Annotated in this window: 16 protein-coding genes; 9 read left to right on the forward strand and 7 right to left on the reverse strand. The window is 59.2% G+C overall.

The window, feature by feature from the left end; translation table 11 throughout:
• Nucleotides 1-649, reverse strand: a 649-nt coding sequence (locus HX846_RS13390) for a LysR family transcriptional regulator (RefSeq protein ID WP_178965535.1), incomplete at its 3' end; no start/stop codon positions are given.
• A gap of 49 nt (nt 650-698) precedes the next feature.
• On the opposite strand from HX846_RS13390, the gene HX846_RS13395 reads away from it, so the two are divergent.
• The 3 genes from HX846_RS13395 (at nt 699) to HX846_RS13405 (ending at nt 2,849) form a co-directional block, all read left to right on the forward strand.
• Entirely contained in the window at nt 699-1,013 is a 315-nt protein-coding gene (locus HX846_RS13395) for a 3-phosphoglycerate kinase (protein WP_177035903.1), read from the forward strand.
• A gap of 151 nt (nt 1,014-1,164) precedes the next feature.
• Entirely contained in the window at nt 1,165-1,764 is a 600-nt protein-coding gene (locus tag HX846_RS13400; RefSeq protein ID WP_003210712.1) for an FMN-dependent NADH-azoreductase, read from the forward strand.
• A gap of 203 nt (nt 1,765-1,967) precedes the next feature.
• The gene (locus HX846_RS13405) at nt 1,968-2,849 is read left to right on the forward strand and encodes a carboxylate/amino acid/amine transporter (RefSeq protein WP_178965536.1); all 882 of its coding nucleotides are present in this window, start codon (nt 1,968-1,970) and stop codon (nt 2,847-2,849) included.
• On the opposite strand, the gene HX846_RS13410 is transcribed toward HX846_RS13405, so the two are convergent.
• Entirely contained in the window at nt 2,794-3,699 is a 906-nt protein-coding gene (locus tag HX846_RS13410; RefSeq protein ID WP_032899700.1) for a LysR family transcriptional regulator, read from the reverse strand. The two genes, HX846_RS13405 and HX846_RS13410, sit on opposite strands and share 56 nt — an antisense overlap.
• A 153-nt stretch (nt 3,700-3,852) precedes the next feature.
• Between HX846_RS13410 and HX846_RS13415 the strand changes: the two genes are divergently transcribed.
• A complete protein-coding gene (locus HX846_RS13415; RefSeq protein WP_178965537.1) occupies nt 3,853-4,497 on the forward strand; it encodes a hydrolase in 645 nt (214 codons plus the stop codon).
• A gap of 50 nt (nt 4,498-4,547) precedes the next feature.
• Here HX846_RS13415 and HX846_RS13420 read toward each other — a convergent pair whose 3' ends face one another.
• On the reverse strand, nt 4,548-5,846 hold the full coding sequence (locus HX846_RS13420) for a mechanosensitive ion channel family protein (RefSeq protein WP_087694815.1): 1,299 nt from the start codon (nt 5,844-5,846) through the stop codon (nt 4,548-4,550).
• A gap of 193 nt (nt 5,847-6,039) precedes the next feature.
• On the opposite strand from HX846_RS13420, the gene HX846_RS13425 reads away from it, so the two are divergent.
• Nucleotides 6,040-7,386: a DEAD/DEAH box helicase gene (locus tag HX846_RS13425; RefSeq protein ID WP_063034035.1), complete on the forward strand. Its 1,347-nt coding sequence runs from the start codon at nt 6,040-6,042 to the stop codon at nt 7,384-7,386.
• Nucleotides 7,387-7,432: 46 nt separating this feature from the next.
• Here the strand turns inward: HX846_RS13425 and HX846_RS13430 are convergent, their stop codons facing one another.
• Nucleotides 7,433-7,708, reverse strand: a complete 276-nt coding sequence (locus HX846_RS13430) for a hypothetical protein (protein WP_102368338.1) — start codon at nt 7,706-7,708, stop codon at nt 7,433-7,435.
• 154 nt (nt 7,709-7,862) lie between these two features.
• On the opposite strand from HX846_RS13430, the gene HX846_RS13435 reads away from it, so the two are divergent.
• Nucleotides 7,863-8,252, forward strand: a complete 390-nt coding sequence (locus HX846_RS13435) for a hypothetical protein (protein WP_003210719.1) — start codon at nt 7,863-7,865, stop codon at nt 8,250-8,252.
• 3 nt (nt 8,253-8,255) lie between these two features.
• On the opposite strand, the gene HX846_RS13440 is transcribed toward HX846_RS13435, so the two are convergent.
• The 3 genes from HX846_RS13440 to HX846_RS13450 all read right to left on the reverse strand — a co-directional run bounded on the left by HX846_RS13440 (nt 8,256) and on the right by HX846_RS13450 (nt 10,302).
• Nucleotides 8,256-9,122 (reverse strand): DUF6279 family lipoprotein, encoded by an 867-nt coding sequence (locus tag HX846_RS13440; protein ID WP_102368339.1) that lies wholly within the window; start codon nt 9,120-9,122, stop codon nt 8,256-8,258.
• 66 nt (nt 9,123-9,188) lie between these two features.
• A complete protein-coding gene (locus HX846_RS13445; RefSeq protein WP_003210721.1) occupies nt 9,189-9,914 on the reverse strand; it encodes a TorF family putative porin in 726 nt (241 codons plus the stop codon).
• A gap of 208 nt (nt 9,915-10,122) precedes the next feature.
• Nucleotides 10,123-10,302 carry a hypothetical protein gene (locus tag HX846_RS13450; RefSeq protein ID WP_003210722.1) on the reverse strand — a complete coding sequence of 60 codons (180 nt, stop codon included), beginning with the start codon at nt 10,300-10,302 and terminating at the stop codon, nt 10,123-10,125.
• 323 nt (nt 10,303-10,625) lie between these two features.
• Between HX846_RS13450 and HX846_RS13455 the strand changes: the two genes are divergently transcribed.
• The 3 genes from HX846_RS13455 (at nt 10,626) to HX846_RS13465 (ending at nt 13,577) form a co-directional block, all read left to right on the forward strand.
• The gene (locus tag HX846_RS13455) at nt 10,626-11,462 is read left to right on the forward strand and encodes a S1 RNA-binding domain-containing protein (protein WP_076014775.1); all 837 of its coding nucleotides are present in this window, start codon (nt 10,626-10,628) and stop codon (nt 11,460-11,462) included.
• Between the two features lie 53 nt (nt 11,463-11,515).
• On the forward strand, nt 11,516-11,923 hold the full coding sequence (locus tag HX846_RS13460; protein ID WP_177035913.1) for a DUF2177 family protein: 408 nt from the start codon (nt 11,516-11,518) through the stop codon (nt 11,921-11,923).
• A 211-nt stretch (nt 11,924-12,134) separates the two neighbouring features.
• Nucleotides 12,135-13,577, forward strand: a complete 1,443-nt coding sequence (locus HX846_RS13465; RefSeq protein ID WP_087694816.1) for an NCS1 family nucleobase:cation symporter-1 — start codon at nt 12,135-12,137, stop codon at nt 13,575-13,577.
• Nucleotides 13,578-13,627: the final 50 nt, after the last annotated feature.

Genomic DNA, 13,627 nt, shown 5'->3' on the forward strand with positions numbered 1-13,627 from the left:
GCTGCTCGGCGCCGAGCCAGCCGACGTCCCGTGGCTGCTGGCGGCCGGAGTCGCGGATCACCACCTGCATGTGGCTTTCCAGATCCTGGAAGCTCAGTTCGCGGTGCAATTGATGCAGCGGATGTTCGGGGTGGGCCACGGCGACAAATTCGACGTCGCTCATTTCCGTACCGAGGTAACCGGGAATGATGAACCCGCTGATGGCGAGGTCGGCCATGCCGTCCATCAACAGCTCTTCGACGCCGGACAACACCTCTTCGCGCAAACGCACCCGGCAGCCACGGCTTTGCGGCATAAAGGCAGTGAGGGCGCGCACCAGGCGGGCGTTGGGGTAAGCGGCATCGACCACCAGCCGCACCTCGGCTTCCCAGCCTTGTTCCATATGGTGGGCCAGGTCTTCCAGTTGGCTGGCGTTTTTCACCAGTTGCCGGGAGCGGCGCAGCAGCACTTCACCGGCTTCGGTGAGCACGGCCTTGCGCCCGTCAATGCGCAGCAGCGGCACGCCGAGCTGATCCTGCATGCGGGCCACGGTGTAGCTCACCGAGGATTGCGAGCGGTGCAGCGCTTCGGCCGCCTGGGCGAAGCCGCCATGGTCGACCACGGCTTGCAAGGTGCGCCATTGATCAAGGGTAACGCGGGGCGCTTTCAAGATGAGCTCCTCTTGTCCTAAGCTGGCGGTCCTTATTGGAGACTGCCGAATGAGAAAATTCTGTTGTGTGCTGCTGGCGTTGCTGCCGTTGAGTGCGTTTGCATTCAGTACCGATGTGACGAAAGACATTCAGGGCGTGAAGATCGATTACAGCGCGTCAGACGTCGACAGCACTATCAGTTCGATCCAACTCACCAACTACGGCCCCAATGACGCGGAGTGCAAGGTACGCTTTACCAATGGTCCGGAAGCCCCGCGTACGCGCAAGGTCACGGTCGCGGCAGGGAAAACCACCAACACCACGGCCAATTTCAGCCGTGCCATCATCAAGATGCGTATCCAGCTGACCTGCGCACCGAAATAAGGCAAAAGCGGAGCTTGCGTACAGCAATACTCCGCTTATAAACAAATTTCTAGATGGGTTATAGCAGTTTTTTACGCTTTTTAATCGAACGGACCCTGTCTAACCTTCACTCCATCGCCTTACAGCATTCACCGATGGAGCTTACATAATCATGGCCCGTGTTCTGATCATCGAAAGCAGTGCCCGTCAGCAGGATTCAATCTCCCGGCAGCTGACCCAACAATTCATCAGCCAATGGAAAGTCGCCCATCCGGCTGATCAGATCACCGTACGAGACCTCGCCATCAACCCGGTTCCGCACCTGGATGCCAATCTGTTGGGCGGCTGGATGAAACCTGCCGAGCAGCGCAGCACGGTTGAACAGGCCTCCCTGGACCGCTCCAACGAACTGACCGATGAGTTGCTGGCCGCCGATGTGTTGGTGATGGCCGCGCCGATGTACAACTTCGCGATTCCCAGCACCCTCAAAGCCTGGCTCGACCATGTGCTGCGTGCCGGTGTGACCTTCAAGTACACCGCCACCGGCCCCCAGGGCCTGCTGACCGACAAGCGTGCCTTTGTGCTGACCGCCCGCGGCGGCATCCACGCCGGTGGCAGCACCGACCACCAGGAACCGTACCTGCGTCAGGTCATGGGCTTTATCGGCATCCATGACGTCACGTTCATTCATGCCGAAGGGGTGAACCTGGGCGGTGATTTCCAGGAGAAGGGTTTGAACCAGGCCAAGGCGTTGTTGGCCCAAGTGGCGTGAGATGTTAATCGTCAGATAATCGCCCGCTGTTTAGATAGCTCCACGCAACCCTTCAAGTACGCGTATCGAACCTCCCTTTGCACTTTTTGCTCCTGAGTGCTCCCGCCCGACTGACGCTTTTAGCGAGGTCGGGTTTTTTTTGCCTTGAGTTTCGTAACGCGCGGAAAACCGCTAATGTCGCGCCCATTCAAAATGAGGCGAGCATGGGCTATCTACTTGTTGTGACGCTGATCCAGGCGTTTTCCTTCAGCTTGATCGGCGAATACCTGGCCGGTCACGTCGACAGTTATTTCGCGGTGCTGGTGCGTGTACTGTTGGCCGGGCTGGTGTTTATCCCGCTGACCCGCTGGCGCACGGTGGAGCCGGCGTTCATGCGCGGCATGCTGTTGATCGGCGCACTGCAGTTCGGCGTGACCTACGTGTGCCTGTACCTGAGCTTTCGCGTACTGACGGTGCCGGAGGTGTTGCTGTTCACCATCCTGACACCGTTGCACGTGACCCTGATCGAAGACGCCCTGAACCGCCGCTTCAACCCGTGGGCGCTGGTGGCCGCACTGGTGGCGGTGGCGGGGGCAGCGGTGATTCGCTTCGACCAGATCACCCCGAACTTCTTCATGGGCTTCCTGCTGCTGCAACTGGCCAACTTCACCTACGCCGCCGGGCAGGTGCTTTACAAGCATCTGGTGGCCCGTCATCCGAGTGACCTGCCGCATTACCGGCGCTTTGGCTACTTCTATCTCGGCGCGTTGGCGGTGGCGTTGCCGGCGTTCCTGATGTTCGGCAAGGCCAACTTCCTGCCGGAAGCGCCGTTGCAGTGGGGCGTTTTGGTGTTCCTCGGTCTGGTCAGCACGGCACTGGGTATGTACTGGTGGAACAAGGGCGCGTGCATGGTCAACGGTGGCACGTTGGCGGTGATGAACAACCTGCATGTGCCGGTGGGGTTGTTGCTGAACTTGCTGATCTGGAATCAGCATGAACCGTTGGGCAGGTTGCTGCTGGGCGGGTTGGTGATTCTCGGGGCGGTGTGGATCAGCCGGCTGGGCCTGCGGTCGTCGGCGCCAATTGCGTCAGCAAAAAATCAATGAATGCGCGGGTCTTTTGCGGCACGCGTCGCGCTGACGAATAAACCGCATTGATGGTGATTGCCGGCGCCTGCCATTCGCAGAGCACCGGCACCAGGCGCCCGGCGCTCAGGGCGTCTTCGACGATAAAGTCCGGCAACAGCGCGATGCCCATCCCGGCCTCTGCCGCCTGGGCCAGCAGGTCGCCGTTGTTGGCGTGCAGAGGGCCGGTAACGTTGACCCGCTGGGTTTCCTGGCCCTTGCTCAATTGCAGGCTGACGCCGCTTTGCAGATACCCATAATTGAGGCACTGGTGCTGGCGCAGGTCTTGCGGGGTCTGCGGTATGCCCGCGCGTGCCAGGTAGGCTGGCGCAGCCACCATGATCCGTGGCGCAGGTGCCAACTGGCGGGCGATCATCGTTGAGTCGGGCATGCTGGCGATGCGGATGGTCACGTCGAAACCACCGCGTACCGGGTCGACCTGTTGGTCGCTGAGCACCAGTTGCAGCTCGATATGCGGATGCTGTTCATGGAACAGCGGAATCAACCGCCCCAGGCGATGCAGCCCGAACGACATCGGCGCATTGACCCGCAACACGCCCCGTAGCTCACCGATACCATCCCGGGCCCGCTGTTCGGCTTCGTCCAGGGCGGCCAGTACTTCACGCGCAGCTTCAAAATACTCTGCCCCGGCCTCCGTCAAATGCAGGCTGCGGGTGGTGCGCTGAAGCAGTTGCACGCCTATGGCTTCTTCCAGCGCCTGAATCTGTTTGCTGACTTTTGAGCGCGGTACGTCCATGGCTCGCGCGGCGGCCGCGAAGCCGTTCTCGCCGACCGTGACGACAAACGCCCGCATGCATTCGATACGGTCCATGATTGTCCCTTTTTTAGAATCAATGATTCTCTATTTTAGGTAATTGTCTCGATTTTATCCATCCCATAAAGTTACTTCCAAGCCGCCAGCCAAGCTTCACAGCGGCGCTGAACGCACCCCTTACCGAATCGAAACCATTAAAAGGAAGTCACCATGTCTATTCGCGAATTGCTCAACCCAGCCAACTCCACCCTGATCCTGATCGACCACCAGCCGCAGATGGCCTTTGGCGTGCAGTCGATCGATCGCCAGACCCTGAAGAACAACACGGTGGCGCTGGCCAAGGCCGCCATGATCTTCAACGTGCCGACCATCCTGACCTCGGTTGAGACCAAGAGCTTCAGCGGCTACATCTGGCCGGAACTGCTGGACGTGTTCCCGGACCAGCAGCCGATCGAGCGCACCTCGATGAACTCCTGGGAAGACAAGGCGCTGGTGGCCGCGGTGAAGGCCACCGGGCGCAAGAAGCTGATCATGGCGGCCCTGTGGACCGAGGTGTGCCTGAACTTCCCGGCCCTGGAAGCCCTGGCCGAAGGCTACGAGGTGTACATCGTCACCGACGCCTCCGGCGGCACCAGCAAAGAAGCGCATGACATGTCGGTGCAACGGATGATTCAGGCGGGCGCGGTACCGGTCACCTGGCAGCAAGTGCTGTTGGAATACCAGCGTGACTGGGCTCACAAGGAAACCTACGACGCGGTGATGGGCCTGGTACAGGAGCACAGCGGCGCTTACGGCATGGGCGTGGATTACGCCTACACCATGGTTCACGGCGCGCCGCAGCGTCAGGTCAAGTAAGGTCCAACGCAAAAAAAACGGCACAACTCGGGTTGTGCCGTTTTTTGTTGTTACATCACTGCCTTTTCCGCCGGGGGCAGGTGACTGGCCCCCAGCACCGCCGGTAACATTCCCGCCCGCAAGTCACCGCCGCTCGGCTGCTGGTACAGGCTCAAACCAAATTCCGGCAGCACCGCCAGCAGGTAGTCGAAGATATCGCCCTGGATCCGCTCGTAGTCGGCCCATGCGGTGGTGCGGGTGAAGCAGTAGATCTCCAGCGGAATGCCCTGGGCGGTGGTCTGCATCTGCCGCACCATGCAGGTCATGTTCGGCTGGATCTCCGGATGGCTTTTCAGATAGGCCAGGGCATACGCGCGGAAGGTGCCGATATTGGTCATGCGTCGGCGGTTGGCGGACATCGCCGCGACATTGCCCTGGGCTTCGTTCCAGGCCTTGAGCTCGGCCTTCTTGCGGCTCATGTAGTCGGTCAGCAGGTGTACCTGGGTGAGCTTCAGCTCTTCGTCGTCGCGGATGAAACGCACGCCGCTGGCGTCGATATACAGGCTGCGCTTGATCCGCCGGCCACCGGAGGCCTGCATGCCGCGCCAGTTCTTGAACGACTCGGACATCAGGCGCCAGGTGGGAATCGAGACGATGGTCTTGTCGAAGTTCTGCACTTTGACGGTGTGCAGGGTGATGTCGACCACGTCACCGTCGGCGCCGACCTGGGGCATTTCGATCCAGTCGCCGACCCGCAGCATGTCGTTGCTGGTCAGTTGCACACTGGCGACGAACGACAGCAGGGTGTCCTTGTAGACCAACAGAATCACCGCCGACATTGCACCCAGACCGGAAAGCAGCAGCAGTGGCGAGCGGTCGATCAACGTGGCGACGATGATGATTGCGCCAAACACGAACAGCACCATCTTCGCCAACTGCACATAGCCCTTGATCGAGCGGGTGCGGGCGTGTTCGGTGCGGGCATAGATGTCCAGCAGGGCGTTGAGCAGTGCACTGATCGCCAGCACCATGAACAGAATGGTGAACGCCAGGGCGACATTGCCGATGAACAGGGTGGCGGTCTTGCTCAGGTCCGGCACCAGGTACAGGCCGAACTGGATCACCAGCGACGGCGTCATCTGCGCCAGGCGGTGGAAGACTTTGTTGTGCCGCAGGTCATTGAGCCAGTGCAGCGCGGGTTGCCGGCCCAGCAGCTTGACGGCGTGCAGGATGAGGTAGCGGGCCACTCGTCCGAGCAGCAATGCCACTACCAGCAACACCACCAGCGCAAGGCTGGAATGCAGCAGCGGGTGTTCGTCGAGGGTGCCCCAAAGGTCTTTGACGTTGAGCCAGAGCTGTTTGATATCCATGGGTAAACGCGATTCTTCTGTAAGACGTGACGGGCCGATTAGAGCATTTAAGTACGTCAAAGTTGTGGTTGTGGACAAATCCCCTGACAAAAAAGCGCCTGATTAACCCAGTTCGCGTAAAGAAACTCGGCCTCGGCGCCCGAAACCGTTACCCTATGCAGCTGTTTTTTTGTATTTCTTCGAGGTAGCACCCGTGTTTTCCCAATTCGCCCTGCACGAACGCCTGCTCAAAGCCGTGGCCGAGCTTAAATTTGTCGAGCCAACGCCTGTGCAAGCAGCGGCCATCCCGCTCGCGCTCGAAGGGCGTGACCTGCGGGTGACGGCTCAAACCGGGAGTGGCAAGACTGCCGCTTTCGTCCTGCCGATTCTTAACCGTCTGATCGGCCCGGCGAAAGTCCGTGTCAGCATCAAGACCCTGATCCTGCTGCCGACCCGCGAACTGGCCCAGCAGACCTTGAAGGAAGTGGAGCGCTTCTCGCAGTTCACTTTCATCAAGTCCGGCCTGATCACCGGCGGCGAAGACTTCAAGGTCCAGGCCGCCATGCTGCGCAAGGTGCCGGACATCCTGATCGGCACCCCGGGCCGGATGATCGAACAACTGAACGCCGGCAACCTGGACCTCAAGGAAGTTGAAGTCCTGGTGCTCGACGAAGCCGACCGCATGCTCGACATGGGCTTTGCCGACGACGTGCAGCGCCTGGTGCAAGAGTGCGTCAACCGCCAGCAGACCATGCTGTTCTCGGCCACCACCGGTGGTTCGACCCTGCGCGACATGGTCGCCAAGGTCCTGAACAACCCTGAGCACCTGCAGGTCAACAACGTCAGCGACCTGAACTCGACCACCCGTCAGCAGATCATCACTGCTGACCACAACGTGCACAAAGAGCAGATCCTCAACTGGTTGCTGGCCAACGAGACCTATCAGAAGGCTATCGTGTTCACCAACACCCGGGCCATGGCCGACCGCATCTACGGTCGCCTGGTGGCTCAGGAGTACAAGGCGTTCGTCCTGCACGGTGAGAAAGACCAGAAGGACCGCAAGCTGGCCATCGACCGCCTCAAGCAAGGCGGCGTGAAGATCCTGGTCGCCACCGACGTTGCCGCCCGCGGCCTGGATGTTGACGGCCTGGACATGGTGATCAACTTTGATATGCCCCGCAGCGGCGACGAATACGTACACCGTATCGGTCGTACCGGGCGTGCCGGCAACGATGGCCTGGCGATCTCGCTGATCTGCCATGGCGACTGGAACCTGATGTCGAGCATCGAGCGCTACTTGAAGCAGTCGTTCGAGCGCCGCACCATCAAGGAAGTCAAAGGCACCTACGGCGGGCCGAAGAAGGTCAAGGCATCGGGCAAGGCCGTTGGCGTGAAGAAGAAAAAGGTCGACGCCAAGGGCGACAAGAAGAAGGCCGGTGCCAAGTCGCCGACCAAGCGCAAGATTGCCAACCGTCCAAAGACCGACAATCTGTCGTTGGTCAGCAAGGACGGCATGGCGCCTCTGAAGCGCCGCAAGCCGGAAGCACCGGCTGCCGAGTAAAGCTTGAGCCATAAAAAAACCGGACAATGTCCGGTTTTTTTTCGCCTCAGTTTTTAGTTTTGTCGGTCGCCTCATTGAGTTCCGTGAGGCGCTGGTCGATCAGTTGGCACTTGTCGGGCAGGTCTGCGCTGGCGGTTTCCAGCTTCATGTTCTGCAGTTCTTCGTTGATCTCCTTGGCCTTCTCTGGATTCTGTTGGGTGAGCTCGGTCACCTTCTTGGCCAGTTGCTCACGTTTGGCGGTGGCTTCTTCCGGCGTGCAGGCCCAGGCGGGCAGGGCGGCAAGCAGCGTGGCGGCGACGGCCATATTCAGCAGGGTTTTCATGATTCGGACCTCCATGGCGGTAATGAACGGTTGAGGGCCGTGAGCACTGAAAAGTTCAGCGAAATCGCGTCCGTCCGCTAGGCTGAACGGACGACGGGTCCGGCATGTCACACCTTTGAAGGGCCTATTTCGTGTGCCTTCAGGAGGAATCAGGATGACGACTTACGATTGGGATTTGATCGAACGACTGCTGCATGAGGTACAGAACGGTGGCGCCAGCTTCGCCCCACGCAAATACGCCGAGGAAGAAGCGACTAAAAGGGCCGCCGCCGGAGAGCCCATCGGTAATCTCGATGAATTTAAAAAGCTCGCGGCGGATTACGAGGCGTTGTTGTTCAAGCACGGCTTTATTGAGTCGCGGTCAGAGGAAGAGTGCGGCAATGGTGAGAACTTCAAATTGACCCAGCGCGGCTCACAGTTGCTGAGCCTGATCGACAGCTGTATCCCCGGTGATAATCACCCGCGTCAGGTGCTGGACGAGCAGGCGGATGCTCTGGATCCGGCGACGTTTGATGAACTGGCTTCCAAACCACAGATTGCCTGATGACTATGGGGTGCCAGCCTTCAGGCATTTAAGGGCCTTGAAGTCGCTGCGCACCTTGTCGATCTTTTGTGTCAGCTTCTGGCGTTGTTGCACGGTGCTTTCCGCCATCAGGTCGACGATCAGGCTGCGGGCAGCGGCTTCGGTCTGGGCGTAGGCCTGGCGATATTCCGGCGTCCACAGGCTTTCGCGATTCACCAGCAGTTGCTCGATCTTCTGTGGGAAATCGCTGCTGTGGCGGTCTTTGACGGCTGCGATAAATAGTGTTTGCCAGTGGGCGCGGTTGCCAATCCATTGTTGGTTCTGCTCACCCAAGGCGATCGACCAGGCGGTGACGCGATTCTGCTGGCTGGCACTTAACGGCCCGAGCCACGCATCGAGGCGCTTGTTCATGCGCTCGGCGCGTTCCTTGATCTGCTGCTCGAGGGGCGGTTTTAGGTATTCGTCCTGACGCTTGCGCAGGTCCTTGGCGAACGCTTGCTCCATATCCTTTACTTGCTGATCGTCCAGCCCCTGCAGTAGCTCGACGGCGGACGGCGTGATCGCCCGGGCGCTCTCGGCAATAGCTTGTTTGGCTTCGGCGGTACGGGTTTGCAGGGCGGCGTCGGTCACCTGGTTGGTGTCGACCATCTGTTGCAGGCGATCGAGCCAGTCCAGGTAGCCCGGCAGCTGGGTGGTGCAATGCCAGGCCAGGTGTTCCTTGAGTGTGTCGTTGAACCAGCTCTTCTGCCCGGCGTTCATTTCCAGGTAGTCGCTGAGGGTCCAGGGGATGATCACATCCAGATTGCGATAGGCCAGGCCCACCCGATTGCAGCCGGCAAGCACCAGGCTGAGGGTCAGCAACATCACCAGAAATTTTAACCGACGCAGCATGAGCGAGTCCTTGCGCAGACGAGAGTATTGCATCTGAACCCGTCAGGGCAGCGACAGTTCAGCCCATCAATAAAACGCCCGCTCGGCCTTCAGGGTCAACAGCCCGTCGCATTGCGAGTTGTGTCCGGAGTAGGCCGAGCAATCGCCGCCGCTGAGGCTGGAGTCGCTGTAGATCAGGTTCAGGTCGACGCCCATCCATGGCCTGGAAAATTGTACCGACCAGTCGCTGAAGCTGCGGATCGAGCTGCCATCGGCCACCGAGACCGGGGTGCCGAGCTGGTGGGTGGTGTATTTCATGCTGACGCCGATGCCGAACGGCTTGGTGCCGCCGAGGTCGGCGAACAGGGTGCTGTCCTGCCGGTCCGGGTCGTTGCTGAAGGAGGCGCCGAAGCGATTGCCCAGCAAGGTCAGGCCGCCGTAGAACTCCTGGCTGTCGAGGGGGCTCAGCTTGGGATAGCTGTAGTGAATCATCCCCAGTTCATAACCCAGGGTCTGGTCGAAGGGGCGTTTGAAACCCAGGTAGGAGTCGACTTCCAGGTTGCTGGTCGGGGAAATGCCCATGCTCGGTGAGAATTGGCCGAGGTACAGGCCGCTGCCGTGGCTCAGGTCCAGGCCGCCATGGAACGAGTCGCTCCCGGGCGCCGTGGGCTTTACCAGGCCTTGAGCCATGCTTCGGCTGGGTGTCGTACCCAATTTCAGGTCGAAATCACCCAATTCACGCTGGAAAACCTGCGCTTCGGCGAGGGGGCTGGCCAACAGGGCACCGGCCAGGAATATGCAGGATTTGAGCATGCTTCACTCCATGAAAAGCGAGGAGCAGTAACGGGAAATATCAGGCAAATGCCCGATCTAGACGTGTGCAAGCATACCGGCGATGGTTCGCAGATGAGGCCCGTTCGTCGATTGGCGTAATAAAGGGGTGTATCAGGGGGTAGTGCGGGCTCTAGTCCTAGCGCCTTGAAAGGCAAAGCGCATAGGGACCAGGTGTAATGCGCGAGTCTTACTTTTTACCCAGGGTGATCTGCTTGGACGGGCCGAAAGTCTGGCCGCTTACGCCTTTGGCAATCTGCTGGATTTCGCCGCCCTGCTTGAGGAATGCAGCAATTTGGCTGTTGATCGATTCGCTGGTTTCAACGGCGGGAGCTGGCTTTGCTTTGCTGTTGGATGCTTTTACGCGCATGGCGGCCACTAACCTGTAGAAAATTAACTTGGCCATGCATCGTACATGAAATGCTTGACAATTGCTTGGCAAATATCCCCCTGAAATATACTTAGGGTTTATGAATCGCCTGGATTATTAAGTGAAATACTCACCTAACTTGCTGTTTTAACTCGAATCCCTCGAGGAAATCCGGCCGTGGGTACTGGCCGGATTCAGCCCGATGACCTGACGAGCGGGGCGCTTCTCGGCAAACCCATGATTTTTCAGGCCTGTACGCCGGTACACGGGACCGCCGTCGTCAACTCGGGTAGAATGCCGCCCACGCAATGAGGGTATTTGAGATGGCTTTAGTCGGGCGCTACAACAGCTTGCAAGTGGTTAAACACACTAACTTTGGTTTGTACCTGGATGGTGATCAAGAGGGCGAAATCCTCTTGCCCAACCGATATATCCCCAAAGATATTCCCAGTGAAGATGAAGACTGGCTCAACGTTTTCATTTATCTGGACAGCGATGACAAACTTATCGCGACCACCGAAAAACCAAAAGTACAGGTGGGTGAATTTGCCAGTCTGAAAGTGGTTGAAGTCAACAGTATCGGTGTATTCCTCGATTGGGGCCTGCCCAAGGATCTGCTACTGCCTTACTCCGAAGAAAAGCGCCAGCTGACCGCCGGTGAGTATTGCGTGGTACACGTCTACCTCGACAAACACACCAAGCGCATCACCGCCACCGCACGCCTTGACCGCTACCTGGACAAGACCCCGGCCACCTACAAGGTCGGCCAGGAAGTTGACTTGCTGGTGGCCGAAGCCACCGACATGGGCTTCAAGGCCATTATCAACAACAAGCACTGGGGCCTGATCCACAAGAACGAAGTGTTCAAGTTCCTGCGCCCGGGCAAGGAAGAGAAAGGCTTCATCAAGGAAATCCGCGCCGACGGCAATATCAGCCTGAGCCTGCAGCCTGTGGGTGAAGAAGCGGCCTCCAGCCTGAACTCGAAGATCCTCGCCAAGTTGCGCGACAACAACGGCACCTTGCCGGTCAGCGATAAAAGCGACCCGGCACTGATCAGCAGTTTGTTCGGTGTCAGCAAAGGCAACTTCAAGAAGGCCATCGGCGCCCTCTACAAGCAGGGGCACATCGTGATCCACGCGGATCGCATTGAACTAAGCTGATCGCGGTTTGCTCTTCTGTAGGAGCACGCTTGCTCCTGCAGAAGGCCGCCTCAATGTCTAGAAAAACGCTTTTCGCCTACCTCGGTACGTTGCTTGCCTTTCTGATTCTTGACGGCCTGTGGCTCGGTGTCCTCATGGGCCCGACCTACAAAGCGCTGCTCGGCCCGTTGATGCTTGATCAGCCGCGCCTGTTCCCAGCCGTGGCGTTCTATCTCCTCTATGTATTCGGTTGTGTGGTGCTTGTCGTCCTGCCTGCGTTGGCGAGCGGCGGCTGGCAGCGTGCCGCGCGGCTTGGTGCACTCCTTGGATTGGTAGCCTACGGCACCTATGACCTGAGCAATTGGGCAACCCTGCAGGGCTGGTCGGCCGGTTTGGCCTTCATGGACATCGCCTGGGGCACCTTCCTGACTGCCGTTTGCTGCACCGTGGGCTATCAATGTGCGCGCAGGGTGCACAATTGATTGTGTACAGGATTGCCCTGCACCATCCCTGAGCGAATCACCGCCGTTCAATCGTCTCTACGCCGCCTGAAGAGCCAAGCTCCACGGGGGATTGTGCCGAGTTTTATTGCATTGGCACGCATTCTGCTCAACAACTCGTATACAAACCATGCCGCCTCCCGTACGCACTCCCGTCGCGGGTGGCAGGCCGGTATTTACGAGGAGCCCTGCGATGACCGAACAATTGCCCAAAGGCTACAGCCCGCGCCTGTACAACCAGGACCTGGGACCGCTGCCGCAAAAATGGAACTGGTACAACATCTTCGCCTTCTGGATGAGCGACGTGCACAGCGTCGGCGGCTACGTATTCGCCGCCAGCCTGTTCGCCCTGGGGCTGGCCAGTTGGCAGGTATTGATCGCCTTGCTCGCCGGGATTTGTATTGTGCAATTGATCGCCAACCTGGTGGCCAAGCCGAGCCAGCAGGCGGCAGTGCCGTACCCGGTAATCTGCCGGTTGGCCTTTGGGGTATTCGGGGCGAATATCCCGGCGGTGATTCGTGGGTTGATCGCAGTGGCCTGGTACGGGATCCAGACATACCTGGCGTCCAGTGCATTGATCATCGTGGTGCTGCGCTTTTTCCCACAGATGGCGGTATACGCAGAGCCGCACTTTGCCGGCCTGTCGTACCTGGGCTGGTTCGGTTTCCTCAGCCTGTGGACGCTCCAGGCGCTGGTGTTCTGGGCGGGCATGGAGTCCATCCGTCGTTTCATCGACTGGGCGGGGCCTGTGGTCTATGCGGTGATGTTTGCCCTGGCAGGCTGGATCGTCTGGAAGGCTGGCTGGGCCAATATCAGCTTCACCCTGGCGGAAAAATCCCTATCAGGCTGGCAGGCGTTTGGCCAAATCATCGTGGCAACCGCGTTGGTGGTGTCGTACTTTTCCGGGCCGACCTTGAACTTCGGTGATTTCAGCCGCTACTGCCGCACGATGAAAGACGTGCGTCGCGGAAATTTCTGGGGCTTGCCGGTAAATTTCCTGGCGTTCTCCCTGGTCACCGTGGTGATCGTCTCGGGCACCTTGCCGGTGTTCGGCGAAATGCTCCACGACCCGATTGCCACCGTTTCGCGCATCGACAATGACATGGCTGTGTTGCTGGGGGCGTTCGCCTTTGTCACCGCGACTATCGGCATCAACATCGTGGCCAACTTCGTCTCGCCGGCCTTTGACTTCGCCAACGTGGCACCGAGCAAAATCAGCTGGCGTGCCGGTGGAATGATTGCGGCGGTGGCCTCGATCTTCATCACCCCATGGAACCTGTTCAACAACCCGCTGATGATCCACTACACCCTCGATATCCTCGCCGCGTTTATCGGGCCGTTGTTCGGGATTCTGCTGGTGGATTTCTACCTGATCAAAAAACAGAAGATCGACGTGGATGCGCTGTTCGATGACAGCCCGAGCGGGCGTTACTACTTTGACGGCGGCGTGAACTGGACGGCGGTCAAGGCGCTGGTGCCCGCGACGCTGGTGGGCGTCGCGATTACCTTCACCCCGGTGCTGCAGGGCATGGCCAATTTCGCCTGGTTTACCGGCTGCTTCCTGGGTGGGCTGTTTTTCCTGGTGTTGGCGCGGCGTGAACAGGTTCGCGCGCCTGTGTCGATGGTTGCCGGCTGACCAGCACCGATCCGGCCACCAACAAACCGGCGCCTGCTACCACCAGCGCC

The sequence above is a fragment of the Pseudomonas sp. K5002 genome (assembly GCF_013386655.1).
Classification (GTDB): domain Bacteria; phylum Pseudomonadota; class Gammaproteobacteria; order Pseudomonadales; family Pseudomonadaceae; genus Aquipseudomonas.

What these genes read in the sequence shown, in the direction of transcription:
- HX846_RS13395 (WP_177035903.1), top strand. Translation starts at nt 699, where the DNA reads ATGAGAAAATTCTGTTGTGTGCTGCTGGCGTTGCTGCCGTTGAGTGCG.
- HX846_RS13400 (WP_003210712.1), top strand. Translation starts at nt 1,165, where the DNA reads ATGGCCCGTGTTCTGATCATCGAAAGCAGTGCCCGTCAGCAGGATTCA.
- HX846_RS13405 (WP_178965536.1), top strand. Translation starts at nt 1,968, where the DNA reads ATGGGCTATCTACTTGTTGTGACGCTGATCCAGGCGTTTTCCTTCAGC.
- HX846_RS13410 (WP_032899700.1), bottom strand. Translation starts at nt 3,699, where the DNA reads ATGGACCGTATCGAATGCATGCGGGCGTTTGTCGTCACGGTCGGCGAG.
- HX846_RS13415 (WP_178965537.1), top strand. Translation starts at nt 3,853, where the DNA reads ATGTCTATTCGCGAATTGCTCAACCCAGCCAACTCCACCCTGATCCTG.
- HX846_RS13420 (WP_087694815.1), bottom strand. Translation starts at nt 5,846, where the DNA reads ATGGATATCAAACAGCTCTGGCTCAACGTCAAAGACCTTTGGGGCACC.
- HX846_RS13430 (WP_102368338.1), bottom strand. Translation starts at nt 7,708, where the DNA reads ATGAAAACCCTGCTGAATATGGCCGTCGCCGCCACGCTGCTTGCCGCC.
- HX846_RS13435 (WP_003210719.1), top strand. Translation starts at nt 7,863, where the DNA reads ATGACGACTTACGATTGGGATTTGATCGAACGACTGCTGCATGAGGTA.
- HX846_RS13440 (WP_102368339.1), bottom strand. Translation starts at nt 9,122, where the DNA reads ATGCTGCGTCGGTTAAAATTTCTGGTGATGTTGCTGACCCTCAGCCTG.
- HX846_RS13445 (WP_003210721.1), bottom strand. Translation starts at nt 9,914, where the DNA reads ATGCTCAAATCCTGCATATTCCTGGCCGGTGCCCTGTTGGCCAGCCCC.
- HX846_RS13450 (WP_003210722.1), bottom strand. Translation starts at nt 10,302, where the DNA reads ATGCGCGTAAAAGCATCCAACAGCAAAGCAAAGCCAGCTCCCGCCGTT.
- HX846_RS13455 (WP_076014775.1), top strand. Translation starts at nt 10,626, where the DNA reads ATGGCTTTAGTCGGGCGCTACAACAGCTTGCAAGTGGTTAAACACACT.
- HX846_RS13460 (WP_177035913.1), top strand. Translation starts at nt 11,516, where the DNA reads ATGTCTAGAAAAACGCTTTTCGCCTACCTCGGTACGTTGCTTGCCTTT.
- HX846_RS13465 (WP_087694816.1), top strand. Translation starts at nt 12,135, where the DNA reads ATGACCGAACAATTGCCCAAAGGCTACAGCCCGCGCCTGTACAACCAG.